Below are 15507 nucleotides of genomic sequence, written 5' to 3'. Positions count from 1 at the left end.
AGAACAGAGCGCTTTACCTTAAAATGCGTCTGATCTTATTTGACTTTTTGATTAACTTGTAAAAAAGATCATAATCTTCCCTATCCAACACATCATAGATTTGCTGAAGTTGGCGGATGTGTTCCTGTAGTACCTCTAATACATTATCTCGATTTTGCCTGAAAATCGGTGTCCACATATCCGGAGAGCTTTTCGCGAGCCTGACAGTCGACTCGAACCCTGAACCGGCCAGCTCGAAAATACGGCCTTGGGACTTTTCTTTCTCCAAAACGGTCAGTGCTAACGCAAAAGATGTGACGTGCGAAATATGAGATACGTATGCCGTGTGCAGGTCATGTTCATTTGCGCTCATAAATGTGGTATGCATTTCCAGTTGCTCGATAATTGCGTCTACGGCTTCAAATGCATCCTCATCACTGTTCATTGCGTCGACGTACACCATCATCTTGCCTTTAAACAGATTCGGAATGGCAGCCTCCGGGCCGGAGTGTTCTGTGCCTGCCATTGGGTGGGCTGCCACCAGTCTTCCACGTTTTGGATGATCTGATACCGCATGCAAAATGGTCTTCTTTGTCGAGCCCATGTCGACGATCACCTGATTACTAACCCGATCGAGAAGGGGGGGCAGAAGATGCAGGATTGCGTCCACCGGAACGGTCAGGAATACGATGTCACTTTCCTTGACTGCCTTTTCAAGTGCGACGCCCTCTTGGATGAGGCCCAGTTGAACGGCCTTTTTTAAATTATTCTCATCTTTGTCTACTCCCAGAATCCGGGTGGCGATTTTCTGTTCCCGCAAGGTGATGGCAAGTGAGCCTCCGATAAGCCCCACTCCGATAATAGCTACATTCATTTGTATTTGCGTATTTTTTTACCATATACTGGGCATCAACTTCCCCATACATTCGCGATGCGTTCATGTGCTTGCTCCAGCACGGCCTCTGTGGCACATAAACTTGCACGGATGTATCGGTTGCCGCCATCACCGAAAATTCCACCCGGCGTAATGAATACCCTTGACGCCTGCAATAGTTTGTCACTCAATACATATCCGCTTGCGTAGGTGTCAGGGATCTTGGCCCAGACAAACAACCCAACCTGCTGCCGATCATATACGCATCCTAACATAGTTAAGAGCTGGCATACCTTTTCCCTTCTCCGACGATAGGTGTCGTTCAGTTGTTCATACCATTCAGGGCCCTGAGCCAGCGCTTCGGCAGCGGCCATCTGTATGGGGAGAAACATGCCTGAGTCCATATTGCTTTTGAATCGCATAATCTCACCGATTCGTGCTTCCGTGCCGACAAGCATTCCCACACGCCATCCGGCCATGTTAGCTGACTTGCTCAACGAGTTGAGTTCGACGGCTACATCGAGTGCGCCTTCAGTAGCAAGCAGGCTGGCCGGTCGGTCGTTGAGGATAAAACTGTAGGGGTTATCGTGGCACAGTAATATTCCGTATTGCTTTGCAAAGGCGACTGCTTCATCAAAAAATGCAGCGGGTGCAGCCGCGCCGGTAGGCATGTGCGGATAGTTCAACCACATGATTTTCACCCTGCTCAGGTCGCTTTTGGCAAGCGCATCCAAATCGGGCAACCAGTTGTTTTCCGCGGATAGCACATACGGAATGCCCTTCGCCCCGCTCAGCCGAACCGCAGCGGCGTATGCGGGGTACCCCGGATTTGGTAAGAGCGCTTCATCGCCATCTTGTAAGTAAGTCATACAAATGTGCACAATGCCTTCTTTGGATCCAATCAGGGGAAGTACATTGTTGTCGGGGTCTAATCGCACGTTGTAGAAACGTTTATACCAGTCCGCTATCGCTTGGCGCAAAGCCGGAGCGCCCTTGTAGCTTTGATAAGCATGGGTGTGAGGCAACGAAGCATATTGATGAAGCGTTTTGATCACCGACAAATGTGGTGGTAGATCCGGGCTCCCGATGCCCAGGTTGATCACTTTCTCACCTGTCTTATTCAGTTCGTCAATTTCCCTTAGTTTTTTTGAAAAATAGTACTCGTCGGTATGCTGCAGCCGTTTGGCAACCTCTATTTGCATTTTTTTACGTTTAGGCGACTAAATTAAGTAAAACGATCCAATTATTCCCTCCGTATTTTTCAGTCGGCCCTTCTTTTTTGGTAACTTTGCCGCTTGTTTAGTTCTGGATGAAGACTTATTTTCGACTACTTTCATATGCCAAACCGATTGGAAAATTTGCTGTACCTTACGTCATTACCACGTTATTGAGCGTTATTTTCGCTACACTCAACCTTGCACTAATTATCCCATTGTTGCATACGTTATTTGAAACCAGTGATCCAGATGTTCAGGTTGCTAAGCCCGAAAACTGGTATAAGGTGGCCGACTACTTTAATTATTATGCGACTCAGGCCAGCTTAACGTTTGGGCCGTTCGAAGCATTAAAAAGGGTGTGCATTATCATTATCGTATCGGTTTTTTTAAGTAACCTTTTCCGGTATTTCTCCCAGCGGATTATGGAAAACTTGCGTATCCATACACTGTTGAACCTGCGTAAGGCAGTGTTTGACAATGTAATGAATCTCCATGTCGGATATTTCAACAACCATCGGAAAGGCGATATTATTTCCAAGATCGCGTCAGACGTGCAGGTAGTTCAGTATTCCGTTACCGCAACCTTGCAGGTCGTGTTTAAAGAACCACTTACACTTTTCTTTTTCATCGCGGCGCTGTTTTTACTTTCTCCAAAATTGACGGTCTTTGCGATTACGGTTATCCCGCTATCGGCGTTTATCATTTCGCGCATTGTCAAACGGCTAAAAGCGCAGGCCACTGAAGCGCAACAGATATACGGCAACATGATCAGCTATTTGGACGAGGCACTGGCCGGAGTCAAAATCATCAAAGCATTTAATGCTACAGAACTCATTAAACGGAAATTCGACCACGAAAATATCCGTTTTTCGAAAATAAGCAGGCGGATGGTACGGCGTCAGCAATTGGGATCGCCTGTGTCAGAACTGCTTGGAGTGGCGATGGTTGCCATTGTACTCCTTTATGGTGGACACCTCGTGCTGAGCGGTTCCGATGAATTATCGGCTTCGGCATTTATCGCGTATATCGCCTTGTTCTCGCAGGTCATGCGGCCAGCGAAGGCGCTTACCGAGTCATTTGCTAATATTCATTCAGGAATCGCTGCAGGTGAACGGGTACTTGACCTAGTCGACCAAAAAAATGAATTGCCTGAGTCGTCCGATGCAAAGCATGTTAGGGCGTTCAAGGAAGGAATAAGACTGGTCAATGTAAATTTTGCATATGGGGACAGGCAAGTGCTGAAGGGCATCAACCTCGATGTCCCAAAAGGCAAAACCGTTGCTTTGGTTGGGCCGTCCGGGGGCGGTAAATCGACATTGATGGATTTAATTCCGCGTTTCATTGATGTCAGGGAAGGTGCGGTTTTACTTGATGGTGTAGATATCAGATCTCTGAAAATAAACGATTTAAGGGAGCTTATAGGATTTGTCAATCAAGACTCCTTTCTCTTCAATGATACCATTTACAATAACATAGCATTTGCGGCGGAAAACGTCACGATGGAAGACGTGGTCGCGGCAGCCAAGATAGCCAACGCCCACGAATTTATCCTCGAAACCGAAAAAGGGTACGACACGCATATCGGCGATCGTGGAATCAAGCTGTCTGGCGGCCAACGCCAACGAATATGCATTGCAAGGGCTGTACTTAAAAACCCGCCGATCATGTTGCTCGATGAGGCCACGTCAGCATTGGACACAGAGTCTGAGAAACTCGTGCAGGACGCGCTGTCAAAATTAATGAAAAATCGTACCACACTGGTCATTGCACACCGCCTTAGTACCATCCAAAATGCGGACAAAATCGTGGTGCTCGACGGAGGTAAGATAGTCGAAGAGGGTACGCACCAGCAGTTGTTAGCCAATGAAGGACTATACAAGAAGCTGATTTACATGCAGCAGTTTGGTGATTGAGTTTGGTTTATTTGCATATGAGCCTCGTTATGGCTAAATTTGCTACAAAGATTCAGGATATGGACGCCGAAAAACGAATCACTTTCCTTCTTGAAGACAAGAAGTTGGATGTGCAACTCAACACCATAGCCGCTAAAGTATACCACGGAGAGCGGATAAGCGAAAGTGAAGGCATACTGCTCTATGAGAAGGGCGAGCTCGGTTACCTGGGGGTCCTAGCTAATTTCATCCGGGAGAAAAGACACGGAAATATTACGTATTTCAACCGCAATTTTCATATCGAACCCACCAATCTTTGCGTGTATGATTGCAAATTCTGTTCATATTCGCGGATGATTAAGCACCGTGAAGACGGTTGGGAAGCAACGATGGAGCAAATGCTCAATCAGGTTAAGTCTTATGACAACGAGCCCGTCACCGAAGTCCATATCGTTGGCGGAGTGCTCCCGCAGTACAACATGTCCTTTTACATGGACCTGTTTACGGCTATCAAGAAGCATAGGCCCAGCCTTCACGTAAAGGCGCTTACCCCCGTAGAATACCATTACATCTTCAAGAAAGCAAAGGTGGACTATGCGACCGGCATGGCGATGATGAAGGATGCAGGCTTGGATTCAATGCCCGGCGGTGGTGCAGAGATCTTTCACCCCGAGATACGGGAGCAGATCGCCAAAGATAAGTGCAATGCGGATCAATGGTTGCAGATTCACGAAGCCTGGCATAACCTAGGTATGTATTCAAACGCCACGATGCTGTATGGGCACATCGAGCAATACAGGCACCGCATTGATCACTTGGAACGGTTGCGACAGTTGCAGGATAAAACAGGTGGGTTCCAAACATTCATTCCGCTCAAGTTCAGGAATAAGGACAATCAAATGTCTCATGTGCCCGAGGTGTCTGTAATCGAAGACCTGCGCAACTACGCCGTAAGCCGCATTTACTTGGACAACTTTCCTCATATCAAAGCATATTGGGCAATGATAAGCCGCGAGACAGCTCAGCTTGCTTTAAGTTTCGGGGTGGATGACATTGATGGAACGCTCGATGATACCACCAAAATATATTCCATGGCCGGAGCAGAGGAGCAACGCCCAGCAATGTCTACGCGTGAGCTCGTTGAATTGATCAAAAATGTAGGCCGGCACCCAGTAGAAAGGGATACACTTTACCGCGTTATTACCGACTATAAAGACGCCATCTTTGACGAGGAAGGGGGCGCGAAGCAAGCGGCGTATTATCAGTTACCTGTATTAGATAACAAATAGAAAACGTTTTTGGAAAAAATATTCTACATCATCCGCCATGGCCAGACCGATTTTAATCGCAAAGGGATTGTGCAGGGCCGGGGGGTCGATTCTCCCCTCAACGAAATGGGTCGGAAGCAGGCGGACGCGTTCTATAAGTATTATAAAGATGTAAGTTTCGATAAAATTTATACATCCACCTTATTGCGAACGCATCAGACGGTTGCTCCGTTCCTTCAGCAGGGCGTACCTGTAGAACAATTGGATGGACTCGACGAAATCGGTTGGGGAATGTACGAAGGCAAGGAACAATCACCTGAAATCATGGAGGGTTTCGCTGACCTCACTACCCGCTGGCGCAATGGCGAGCTGGATGTTTCTGTGGAAGGCGGCGAATCCCCCAATCAGTTGGTCAGCAGGCAGCGCAAAGCGCTTGACCACATGCTTTCCAAGCCAGAGGAGAAGATTGTATTGATCTGCATGCATGGCAGGGCTATGCGAGTTCTTCTATGTATGCTCATTAATCGTGACCTTGCCTTGATGGACGATTTTCCGCATACCAACACAGCGCTCTATAAGGTACGGTTTGACGGAAAAGAATTTTATATCGATGAGGCTTACAATACGCAGCACTTGGAGGAGCTACTTGTCGACTAATGGAAAAAACAAAAATTTCTGTAGTATCCTATACCAATACGCTTCCGTTTGTTCACGGACTGCAACACTCTCCTATTATTGAACAGATTACATTGAGCTTCGATGTTCCGAGCAGGTGTGCATCAAAACTGATCGATGGTCAAGCCGATTTAGGCATTGTACCTGTCGCTGCCTTGCTCGATATTGCCAATCCGCAAATTGTATCTGATTATTGCCTTGGCGCTGACGGTGCTGTAAATTCAGTATTTATTTTCAGCGAAAAACCTGCTCGCGAAATCAAGACGCTCCGATTGGATAGACAGTCGAAAACCTCAAATGGGTTAGCCCAGATTTTACTCCGGCACTACTGGAAACAAGAGGTAACTATCGTCGAAGGCAATGCAGACGCTTACGTCGAAATCGGCGATCGCACCTTTGGAAAGCAGCAGCTGCATCCCTATGCATACGACCTGGCCTTCCACTGGCGCGAGTTTACCGGTTTGCCATTCGCATTCGCCGTATGGGTAGCCAATAAACCGCTTTCGCCGGCGTTTGTCAAAGGCTTCAATGAAGCATTGGCGTACGGATTGGATCAGCGCGAAAAACTCATCGAAAAGCTGCCGTCAAAATCCGATTTCGATTATCGGGAATACCTCATGGAAAATATTGACTACCATTACAACGAAGGGAAAAAGGCCGCAGTATCAATGTTTTTAAGGCTGATGGAGACATTAGAACCGCATCCGATTAACCATTATGCTGGCTAAGATGACCATACCATGAAAATTGAAGATGAAATCCAAACCTCCAAGTTCCGCGATGAGCGGCACAAAGCGACCGTAAACATTGTTTTCACCAGCAATTGGATCACCCATATTTTAGAAAAGCGGGCGAATGCCCAACAGATTACCTTACAACAGTTCAATGTGTTGCGGATATTAAGAGGTCAATATCCAAATCCCGCTACCAACAGCATGCTGAAAGAACGCATGCTGGATAAAATGCCGGATGTGTCACGGATCATCGATCGCCTGGTGACCAAGAAGTTGGTGTCTCGGGGTAAATGCGATAGTGATCGGCGCGCTGTTGACGTCTTGATCACTGAAAAGGGGCTTGGTGTCCTGGCTGAGCTCGAAGAAAGCATGCTGATGTTAGACATCCTTGAAAAAAACATCAGCGAGGAAGAATGCAGGCAATTAAATAGTCTGCTTGACAGGTTGCGTGGATAATGCTAGCAATGAGGCAAAGTGCCGCTTGGCACCCATAGACCTTCACTTGCTGTGTTAACCATAACGCAATTTCCGTCATCTCTGACGGCACTAATTAGTGTGCATGAGTATGTGAGTGAGAATCAAACATGAAGTTCAACAGCGAAATCGCAATCCCCAAGGCAACAGCGATCATTTTTTTTCTATTGAATTGATGATGATCGGCTGTTCCCGACTCGAATAAAATTGTCGTCGATATGTGTAGGAATATACCAATGACAACGGCCATGATCCGGTCGAAATACTGTTCAATACCACCCCCCATTCCCCCTGAACTAATGCCTTTGCTGATTAAGAAACCTAACGGTGTCATAAAGGCAAATATGGCCAACAATATGATGATAGAACGTCTGGAAGCCGCTGAATGTAGCAATAGGCTGCCCAGCGCAAATGCTGCCGGTATGTGATGCACAGCAATACCGAACACCAACTCGTGCTGATGGTGAGAGGCGAGCGGCATCCCTTCCAGCAGCGCATGTAGGCACAAGCTGATCATAATCCCCCACGGAAGTATGCCCTTAACGGACTTATCGGAATGATGGATGTGCCCATGCTCAATTCCATGAGAGAATTGTTCTAAAACAAGCTGGAAGATAAATCCAAGGAGTACAAACAAACCGATCGTTTCGCTGGCGGAGCTATGGGTGTGGTACACATGAGGAATCAGATGCAATACCGTGATTGAAAATAGATAGGCCCCGCTGAAAGAAAGAATAAGTTTCAGCATGTTGGTGTTTTCGCGTCTTACAAAAAACACAGCTATGCCGCTCACAAAAGCAGAAATGAATAAAATGGCAACGATTAAAATAGAATTCATATGGTGTTTCTTACAGGTCTAAGATCAGAACTAATAAAACGGAAAGTGATGCCGGTGAGGTAACCTATTATGCTCCCCAACAATGCACCGCAAATGATGTCCAACGGATAATGAACACCTACGTATACCTGTGCGGTGCTAATTATAGCTGCCCAGAAGAGCGCAAGCCACAGGATAGGTTTCCATCGCCGATAGAAGATCATGATGAGTATTACTGCTATCGAGAAGTGATTGGTTGCGTGCGAAGAAGTAAAGCTATAGCCGCTGCCGCACCGAACAAGAACGTTGATGTCTTCTCGAAATTCGACGTCATTGCATGGCCTCACCCGTTGAACGGACTTCTTAATGACCGAAGAAGACAACGAATCCGATATACCGAACGTGATCAAAATAAACAAAATAATTAATATCCCTTTTTTCCCGTAATTTCTAATGGAGAAGATAATGATGAATAGGTATAACGGTGCCCATGTGTAGGGGTTGCGCAAAATAGGCATTAACCAGTCAAAGAAAGTATTGCTTAATCCCTGATTGATAGCCATAAAAGCTTCCTGATCTAAAGAAATGAGTTGGTCGATCATTTAAATTAAACAAAGTTGCAACAAAAGTAGTAAATAAATAATGATACGCAAGTAAAAAAACATCAATCGATTGCACGGGCTAAATATACGAGGCATTTAGGAATACCAGACAATGTTTCTATTTTTACCGAAATATTAGCGCAAAATAACACTTATGTCACTAATCAAATCCATTTCCGGTATCAGGGGCACCATTGGTGGAAAACCAGGCGAGGCACTCACCCCGGTCGATATTATTAAATTTACAGCAGCATTCGGACGTTTTATTCAGGAACGCAAAGGGATCAACAAAATGGTTTTGGGCCGCGATGCACGCCTTTCGGGGGGAATGGTTCGCGACCTGGTGGCCGGGACACTGCAAAGCGTCGGTATCGATGTGGTCGATCTTGGCTTATCCACAACACCCACCGTGGAAATCGCCGTGCCGGCCGAACAGGCAGGTGGAGGTATCATTATTACGGCCAGTCACAATCCTGCCCAATGGAACGCATTGAAGTTGTTGAACAGTGACGGTGAGTTTATTAGTGACGCCGAAGGCAGACAAGTGTTGGACATTGCCGACCAACTTGATTTCTGTTTCGCCGATGTGGATAAGTTGGGTAAGGTAAGTACCGATGACACCTACCTGCAGAAGCATATCGATCAGATTCTGTCACTACCGTTGGTGGATGCCGGCGCGATACGGAAAGCGGGATTTAAAATCGCAGTTGATGCAATCAATTCCTCAGGTGGTATATTTGTGCCCGCCTTGTTACAAGCCCTAGGAGTGGACACCATATACCGAATCTATTGCGAGCCGGACGGGCGCTTTTCCCACAATCCCGAGCCCCTAGCGGAAAACCTCACCGATCTTTCGGCGCTGGTTGTTGAGAAAGGTGCCGATTTAGGCATTGCCGTTGATCCTGATGTCGACCGGCTGTGTTTTGTGATGGAAAACGGCGAAATGTTCGGCGAGGAATACACGCTGGTCGCGGTGAGTGATTACGTGCTCAGACACACCCCCGGGGATACGGTGTCCAACTTGTCGTCGACAAGGGCACTCCGCGATATCACGGAGGCGCATGGCAGGCAGTATCACGCAGCTGCCGTCGGTGAGGTCAATGTGGTTGCAAAAATGAAGGAAGTAGGTGCGGCAATTGGAGGAGAAGGAAATGGCGGGGTGATTTACCCGGAAATACATTACGGCCGGGATGCATTGGTAGGGATTGCACTTTTTCTTACCCATCTTGCCAAGAGCGACAAACGCATCTCAGCCTTGCGTGCCGGCTATCCGCAATATTTCATGTCCAAAAACAAAATCATGCTGAAGCCTGATATGGATATCGACAGTTTGCTGAGGGCCATGGAACAGCGCTATGCTGACGTACCACATAGTACCATTGATGGATTGAAAATCGATTTTGAGCATGAATGGGTACACTTGCGTAAATCCAACACCGAGCCGATCATCCGGGTCTACTCCGAAGGCCCGACACCCGAAAGGGCCGCGGCCATCGCTCAGCAAGTGATCGCGGAGATTGAGGCCATTGTCGGAGCATAGCGCTTCTTACCTTACAGCAAATTTCGTATCTTGCGCACTTCCGGTAAATAAATCGCTATGCAAGATCATTCCATTTACGTGTCATCCGAAATAGGTCGGCTGCGGAGGGTGTTGGTGCACAGCCCTGACAGTGGCCTTGGTAAGGTGGTCCCTTCCAAAGCACAAGACTGGTTATTTGAAGATATTGTGCACCTAAGCACCATCAGGAGCAATGAATACGACTATTACGTTAAGTTGTTGCTTTATTTTCTTGACAGCGAGAAAATATGTGGCAAGGTGGCTGCAATAGATGCACCAGAAAACCACCGCAATTTTTACAAGCCTGATCATCCGGATTTTTACGGTTCTCAGCACGTGGTTGAGTTGCAGGTGCTACTTATGGAAATTCTTGAAGACCAAGCTATTAAAAGTCAATTGGTCGCCTCCGTATGCGCTATCGAGGCATGCAGCTACGAAGTGCAGCGGGAAATGATGGAATATCCACCGGCCACGCTAGCCCAGGTATTTTTCAGCGGTACCCCCGATGAGAGCGAAATGATCTTCCCGCCGATTCCTAACTTTATTTTTACCCGCGACATCGGTATCGTGATCAACGACCATATTCTTCTCAACAGACCCATGAAAGAGGCTCGCAAGCGGGAAGCGCTAATCGCTAAATACATTTTTTACCACCACCCGATTTTTGCGGCGAATCGCGACAAAATCATCGAACTGACAGACACGCAGCATCATTTCCTGCTGCCCAGTGATACGGCCATGAACAAAGTAACGCTGGAAGGGGGCGATGTAATGGTTGTGAGTAAGGATCATGTGCTGATCGGGGTGAGTGAGCGCACAAGCCGTGAAGCAGCGGCTCAGGCTATAACCCGGCTTTTCGCAAAAGACGTGGTCCGAAAGGCCACGATCGTCAGAATCCCCAACAAACGTGATTACATGCATATCGATACGGTTTTTACACAGGTGAAGAGAGACGTTTGGGTGATGTTAGGGGATTTTTCCAATGCGTATGAGGGAGGGCGGCAGACCGACCATGTGCATCGTGCGCTCCGGATTCAGCCTCACCACGCCAATGATTTGGAAATACTTCAGTTTGAAAAGGGGAGGCTGTCTGAGCCGCGCCCCTTCCACTCGTTGGAAGACCTGTTGGTAAATATCAGCGAACAGGACCTTGGCTGTAACCGGGGAAGCGTCCGCTTCATTCTGTCGGGAAATAATGAATTTCCCTATGACGCACGCGAGCAATGGACGGATAGCTGCAACCTGCTTGCCCTCAAAGAGGGGGTAGTGCTGGGTTATGACCGGAATGACAGGACATCTGAAGCGTTTCGCACGGCGGGTTTTGATGTGGTAGACGTAAAAACGCTGTTGGCTGACCTGGAATCGGGCCGCAGGCGGGCCGATGAGTTGACCGACACGCTGGTATTGATGCCCTCCGCCGAGCTCTCACGGGCGAGGGGCGGCTTCCATTGCATGAGTATGCCCTTGCTGAGAGACTAGTTAACGGGTGTAAAAACATCGAATCATGACCATATTGATGATCCGTCCGGTACGTTTTGGCTATAATGCGCAGACCGCCGTGAACAATGCGTTTCAGGTCGCAGAAGCAGTCGGCGACAATGTTCCGGAACAGGCGATACATGAGTTCGATGCGTTTGTTCATAAACTGCGCGATCACGATATCGATGTACTGGTGATTAATGACACACCCGAACCCCATACGCCCGACAGCATTTTTCCCAATAATTGGATATCGTTCCACGATAATGGTACAGTGGTACTATATCCTATGTTTGCGGAAAACAGACGTTTAGAGCGTAAACCGAGCGTCCTGGAGGCCGTCTACAACCGTTTCCACGTTGAGCAGCGTATCGATTACACCGAAAATGAAGCAAACGGTAAATTTTTGGAAGGAACCGGCAGTATGGTGCTGGACCGCGTAAACCGCATCGCTTATGCATGCCGCTCACCGCGTACCGACGAATCGCTGGTGCGAGCGTTCTGCAGTCAGATGGAATACGAACCGGTTATTTTCCAGGCGGTCGACCGTGGGACGGCGATTTACCACACCAATGTCATGATGTGTGTCGCCGATCGGTATGCTGTCATTCACTTGGCGTGCATTGATGCGGAAGACCGTGCGCGGGTGGCAACATACCTGCAACGGACCGGAAAGGCAATTGTGGCCATTAATGCTGAACAGATGGCAGCGTTCGCCGGCAATATGCTGCAGGTCGAAAACAAACAAGGCAAGCGGTTCCTCGTCATGTCATCGAAGGCTTATCATTCGCTTGAGCCTCAGCAGAGAGAGCTGTTGGAATCATTTAATCCGATTATCCACACACCGCTTGAGACCATTGAACGGCACGGCGGAGGAAGCGCCCGTTGCATGATGGCGGAAGTGTTCCTTCCGCTCATCTCGAATGGTCAGCAACGATAAGGATGTTTCGCCGGTTTATGGAAATTGCAACCTAACGTATCCGATGCATTTCGGCGGTTTGCGTCGATTGCTATCGCCGGCCTTCAATGATCGTTTGTTATTTGTGCAGCAGACACACATCCGATTCATGCTACGCATGAATCCACTTAAAGGCATAACTTTTTTCAGGTAATTTCATTCGGTCCGCCAAACGCAGCAAGCGGTCCGGTAGCCGCATCAGGTAATCCCTCGCGCGCTCACCGGCTTCGTTCAGCCCAGTTGCATACTCGACCTTCCATTCACGCAACAATTCTCTTAAGATTTCGACGTAATCAATTGCAGTGTATACGCCTAACCGTTGCGCTGCATCAGAAAAATGCGTAAATGCCTCGCCTTGGGGTTCTCCCGATTCCCGGAGCATGTGGGCGGGCATTACGATCTTCTTGCGCATCATGTCTTCAAAGGCGAGCAGCACTTCACTGGCATCGACCTCCATGGCCTTGGAGATGAACGACATATAGGCTTTGGCGTGCCGTGCCTCATCAGAAGCGATAACACCGCACATTTTCGCGAGCAGCTTATCACCGTCTTTCTTAGCAAATCCCGCCACACGTCGATGGGATACGTTCGTGGCCAACTCCTGAAAGGATGTATAGATGAAATTCCGGTAAGGGTCATTACCCGTACCGATATTGATTCCGTCCTGCAATAGGTATTGCGTGGAAATTTCCATCTCCCGCATATTTACTCTCCCCGAAAGGTACAGGTACTTATTCAGGAGATCGCCGTGGCGATTCTCTTCCGCAGTCCAGGCGCGTACCCACCTCATCCATCCGCCTTGGTCGTTTTTGTTAACATCTTCAACCATAGAGAGCCACGACTCATAGGTAGGCAACGCTTCCTCGGTAATCGTATCCCCAATCAGCACCGCAACGAGGTCATACGACAGTTCTCTGGCGCTTTCCTGCAATTCTTTCACCTCTTGGAAAAACGTATCCCGAGAAGCATCGGGAAGAAAATCGGCAGGCTGCCACATTTCCTCCACCGGTTTCAGGTACTCGCTCATTTCATTCAGCATGAAAGGCTCCAGGTAAGCCATTACCTCTTTTCTTGATCCTTCGGGTATCTCTTGTTCTAACTCTTGCATACTTTCTGCAAAGGTAAATAAATGGGTCGACAATATGACAACAATCGCATGAATAACCGTAATTTCGGACGGTCTTTCCGAATTAACGGATGAACCCCTATGGTTGTTTTCAAGTTTCGCAATAAGCGTAATTTATTAAACAAGAGACTAAAGCATATGAGTGAATTCAATATACGGGTATACGGCATTCTGATCAACGACCGTAAAGAGGTGCTGCTCAGTGACGAGCGAGAATACGGAATGGAATTTAGTAAATTTCCCGGGGGAGGGTTGGAGTACGGAGAGGGGCTTCGGGAAGCACTTGAACGAGAATATATGGAAGAATGCGGTGTCCAGATCTACATCTTGCGCCATGTGCACACCACCGACGTGTTTCTCAAATCTGCATTTAACGATAGCCAAGTGCTCGGTGTTTACTATTTGGTGAAGATCAGCGGACCACTACGCTGCCGATTCAGTAATACGCGCTTCGATTTTATTAAAGGGGTGGAGCGGGATCAGGTATGCCGGTGGGTGCCGTATGATAAGCTGCGTGAACAAGACCTTACGTTTGAGATGGATCGCGCTGCGTGGCGGGTGCTGATGTCGGAAAAGAGCCACGGTTTGGAATTTTGAGCGCATACCCATCGTCAATTGCCAAAAAGGAAGGCAATTATTTTTTACCTTCGTGCCGTTTTTAAAGCGGATCAATGGAAACTGTTTTTTGGATTAGTCTGTTCGTTGTTTTCTATACCTATATTGGTTATGGGATGGTATTATATGCCTGCGTTACAATTAAAAGGAAGGCAAGGCGTAAGCAAAATGTTCAGTCTGGTTCGGTTAGCGCTGATGCGCTGCCTTCATGCACCGTAGTCGTAGCTGCATACAATGAAGCGTCCATTATCGAACAGAAAATTGCCAATACACTTGAACTGAATTATCCTGCAGGGAAAATCAACTATATTGTTGTCACCGACGGTTCTACCGATGAAACAGCCCACCTTGCCGGCAACTGTTCCGCCATTTTGCACCTGCACACACCTGAGCGCCGGGGGAAGATTGCCGCTATTCATCGGGCTATGAAACAGGTGCATTCCGAGGTTGTTGTGTTCACTGATGCCAACACATTACTGAACCGCGATGCGCTGATTGAGTTATGCAAGCATTACGCGGATGAACAAGTAGGTGCAGTCGCGGGTGAAAAACGCGTGCATACCGGTGATGAGGCGGATGCGAGCGCCGCCGGGGAAGGATTTTACTGGAAGTATGAGTCGGCTTTGAAAAAGTGGGATTCAGAGTTATATACCGTCGTGGGCAGTGCGGGTGAGTTGTTCAGTATCCGTAAGGACCTTTATGAAGCGGTTCCTGAAGACACCATATTAGATGACTTTATGTTATCCATGAGAATAGCTGAAAAGGGCTATCGGGTCATTTATGAGCCTATGGCGCATGCTACGGAAACAGCATCCGAAAATGTCAAGGAAGAACTCAAACGGAAAATCCGGATCGCTGCAGGAGGCATTCAGTCTATTGTCCGGCTGAAACGGTTGATGAACCCGTTTGTCAATCCGGTATTGACCTTTCAATACGTTAGCCATCGGGTGTTGCGGTGGACAGTCACCCCGGTATTGCTGTCCGCTATCTTTGTGCTCAATGCAATTCTGTACAGTAAAGGCGGTAATTCGGTGTATACCGCGCTATGGTACGGTCAGGTGTGTTTTTATTCGCTTGCATTTGTCGGCCTCCTTCTTGAACACCGGGAGCTTAAGATAAAAGCCGCGTTTATTCCTTATTACTTTTGCGTGATGAATTATGCCGTGTTGGCCGGAATCGTCCGCTACCTGAATGGACAGCAAAGCGCAGTTTGGGAGCGCGCGCGCCGAAAATAATTTT

At 47.8% G+C, this 15507-nt stretch carries 15 protein-coding genes; 10 read left to right on the top strand and 5 right to left on the bottom strand.

Annotated features, from left to right (window positions below; translation table 11 throughout):
- Positions 1 to 13 precede the first annotated feature (13 nt).
- Both ACFOET_RS01130 and ACFOET_RS01125 read right to left on the bottom strand, forming a co-directional pair.
- Positions 14 to 853 (bottom strand): prephenate dehydrogenase, encoded by an 840-nt coding sequence (locus ACFOET_RS01130; RefSeq protein WP_379018695.1) that lies wholly within the window; start codon positions 851 to 853, stop codon positions 14 to 16.
- A gap of 35 nt (positions 854 to 888) precedes the next feature.
- Positions 889 to 2055 (bottom strand): pyridoxal phosphate-dependent aminotransferase, encoded by a 1167-nt coding sequence (locus ACFOET_RS01125; RefSeq protein ID WP_379018693.1) that lies wholly within the window; start codon positions 2053 to 2055, stop codon positions 889 to 891.
- A gap of 107 nt (positions 2056 to 2162) precedes the next feature.
- On the opposite strand from ACFOET_RS01125, the gene ACFOET_RS01120 reads away from it, so the two are divergent.
- The 5 genes from ACFOET_RS01120 to ACFOET_RS01100 are packed head-to-tail and all read left to right on the top strand — an operon-like array spanning position 2163 to position 7095.
- Positions 2163 to 3983, top strand: coding sequence for an ABC transporter ATP-binding protein (locus ACFOET_RS01120; protein ID WP_379018691.1), 1821 nt, complete (start codon positions 2163 to 2165; stop codon positions 3981 to 3983).
- Between the two features lie 59 nt (positions 3984 to 4042).
- Positions 4043 to 5251, top strand: coding sequence for an aminofutalosine synthase MqnE (mqnE, locus tag ACFOET_RS01115; protein WP_379018939.1), 1209 nt, complete (start codon positions 4043 to 4045; stop codon positions 5249 to 5251).
- A gap of 9 nt (positions 5252 to 5260) precedes the next feature.
- Entirely contained in the window at positions 5261 to 5887 is a 627-nt protein-coding gene (locus ACFOET_RS01110) for a histidine phosphatase family protein (RefSeq protein WP_379018689.1), read from the top strand.
- Positions 5887 to 6633, top strand: coding sequence for a menaquinone biosynthetic enzyme MqnA/MqnD family protein (locus tag ACFOET_RS01105; RefSeq protein ID WP_379018687.1), 747 nt, complete (start codon positions 5887 to 5889; stop codon positions 6631 to 6633). Before ACFOET_RS01110 ends, ACFOET_RS01105 begins: the two co-directional genes overlap by 1 nt.
- A gap of 12 nt (positions 6634 to 6645) precedes the next feature.
- Positions 6646 to 7095 (top strand): MarR family winged helix-turn-helix transcriptional regulator, encoded by a 450-nt coding sequence (locus tag ACFOET_RS01100; RefSeq protein ID WP_379018685.1) that lies wholly within the window; start codon positions 6646 to 6648, stop codon positions 7093 to 7095.
- 94 nt (positions 7096 to 7189) lie between these two features.
- Here ACFOET_RS01100 and ACFOET_RS01095 read toward each other — a convergent pair whose 3' ends face one another.
- Both ACFOET_RS01095 and ACFOET_RS01090 read right to left on the bottom strand, forming a co-directional pair.
- A complete protein-coding gene (locus ACFOET_RS01095) occupies positions 7190 to 7951 on the bottom strand; it encodes a ZIP family metal transporter (protein ID WP_379018683.1) in 762 nt (253 codons plus the stop codon).
- On the bottom strand, positions 7948 to 8532 hold the full coding sequence (locus ACFOET_RS01090) for a phosphatase PAP2 family protein (protein WP_379018681.1): 585 nt from the start codon (positions 8530 to 8532) through the stop codon (positions 7948 to 7950). The genes ACFOET_RS01095 and ACFOET_RS01090 overlap by 4 nt, the downstream gene beginning before the upstream one ends.
- A gap of 154 nt (positions 8533 to 8686) precedes the next feature.
- On the opposite strand from ACFOET_RS01090, the gene glmM reads away from it, so the two are divergent.
- The 3 genes from glmM to ctlX are packed head-to-tail and all read left to right on the top strand — an operon-like array spanning position 8687 to position 12509.
- On the top strand, positions 8687 to 10072 hold the full coding sequence (gene glmM, locus ACFOET_RS01085) for a phosphoglucosamine mutase (protein ID WP_379018679.1): 1386 nt from the start codon (positions 8687 to 8689) through the stop codon (positions 10070 to 10072).
- 57 nt (positions 10073 to 10129) lie between these two features.
- Positions 10130 to 11569: an arginine deiminase family protein gene (locus ACFOET_RS01080; protein ID WP_379018677.1), complete on the top strand. Its 1440-nt coding sequence runs from the start codon at positions 10130 to 10132 to the stop codon at positions 11567 to 11569.
- A 25-nt stretch (positions 11570 to 11594) separates the two neighbouring features.
- Positions 11595 to 12509, top strand: coding sequence for a citrulline utilization hydrolase CtlX (gene ctlX, locus ACFOET_RS01075; RefSeq protein ID WP_379018675.1), 915 nt, complete (start codon positions 11595 to 11597; stop codon positions 12507 to 12509).
- A 130-nt stretch (positions 12510 to 12639) separates the two neighbouring features.
- On the opposite strand, the gene ACFOET_RS01070 is transcribed toward ctlX, so the two are convergent.
- Positions 12640 to 13635 carry an acyl-ACP desaturase gene (locus tag ACFOET_RS01070; RefSeq protein ID WP_379018673.1) on the bottom strand — a complete coding sequence of 332 codons (996 nt, stop codon included), beginning with the start codon at positions 13633 to 13635 and terminating at the stop codon, positions 12640 to 12642.
- Positions 13636 to 13791: 156 nt separating this feature from the next.
- On the opposite strand from ACFOET_RS01070, the gene ACFOET_RS01065 reads away from it, so the two are divergent.
- Together ACFOET_RS01065 and ACFOET_RS01060 are read left to right on the top strand one after the other, a co-directional pair.
- The gene (locus ACFOET_RS01065; protein WP_379018671.1) at positions 13792 to 14250 is read left to right on the top strand and encodes an NUDIX domain-containing protein; all 459 of its coding nucleotides are present in this window, start codon (positions 13792 to 13794) and stop codon (positions 14248 to 14250) included.
- Positions 14251 to 14324: 74 nt separating this feature from the next.
- Complete coding sequence (locus ACFOET_RS01060) at positions 14325 to 15503, top strand: glycosyltransferase family 2 protein (protein WP_379018669.1); 1179 nt, start codon at positions 14325 to 14327, stop codon at positions 15501 to 15503.
- The last annotated feature ends 4 nt before the right edge of the window (positions 15504 to 15507 follow it).

The organism is Parapedobacter deserti, from assembly GCF_042646065.1.
In the GTDB taxonomy this organism is placed as follows: Bacteria; Bacteroidota; Bacteroidia; order Sphingobacteriales; family Sphingobacteriaceae; genus Parapedobacter; species Parapedobacter deserti.
Note: the sequence above shows the minus strand (reverse complement) of the source record. Positions and strands in the feature narration are given on the sequence as shown.

Bases quoted from the DNA above. Each gene is read 5' to 3' on its own strand.
- ACFOET_RS01105 (WP_379018687.1), top strand. From the start codon at position 5,887: ATGGAAAAAACAAAAATTTCTGTAGTATCCTATACCAATACGCTTCCG.
- glmM (WP_379018679.1), top strand. From the start codon at position 8,687: ATGTCACTAATCAAATCCATTTCCGGTATCAGGGGCACCATTGGTGGA.
- ACFOET_RS01125 (WP_379018693.1), bottom strand. From the start codon at position 2,055: ATGCAAATAGAGGTTGCCAAACGGCTGCAGCATACCGACGAGTACTAT.
- ACFOET_RS01070 (WP_379018673.1), bottom strand. From the start codon at position 13,635: ATGCAAGAGTTAGAACAAGAGATACCCGAAGGATCAAGAAAAGAGGTA.
- ACFOET_RS01060 (WP_379018669.1), top strand. From the start codon at position 14,325: ATGGAAACTGTTTTTTGGATTAGTCTGTTCGTTGTTTTCTATACCTAT.
- ctlX (WP_379018675.1), top strand. From the start codon at position 11,595: ATGACCATATTGATGATCCGTCCGGTACGTTTTGGCTATAATGCGCAG.
- ACFOET_RS01080 (WP_379018677.1), top strand. From the start codon at position 10,130: ATGCAAGATCATTCCATTTACGTGTCATCCGAAATAGGTCGGCTGCGG.
- mqnE (WP_379018939.1), top strand. From the start codon at position 4,043: ATGGACGCCGAAAAACGAATCACTTTCCTTCTTGAAGACAAGAAGTTG.
- ACFOET_RS01130 (WP_379018695.1), bottom strand. From the start codon at position 853: ATGAATGTAGCTATTATCGGAGTGGGGCTTATCGGAGGCTCACTTGCC.
- ACFOET_RS01095 (WP_379018683.1), bottom strand. From the start codon at position 7,951: ATGAATTCTATTTTAATCGTTGCCATTTTATTCATTTCTGCTTTTGTG.
- ACFOET_RS01120 (WP_379018691.1), top strand. From the start codon at position 2,163: ATGAAGACTTATTTTCGACTACTTTCATATGCCAAACCGATTGGAAAA.
- ACFOET_RS01065 (WP_379018671.1), top strand. From the start codon at position 13,792: ATGAGTGAATTCAATATACGGGTATACGGCATTCTGATCAACGACCGT.
- ACFOET_RS01100 (WP_379018685.1), top strand. From the start codon at position 6,646: ATGAAAATTGAAGATGAAATCCAAACCTCCAAGTTCCGCGATGAGCGG.
- ACFOET_RS01090 (WP_379018681.1), bottom strand. From the start codon at position 8,532: ATGATCGACCAACTCATTTCTTTAGATCAGGAAGCTTTTATGGCTATC.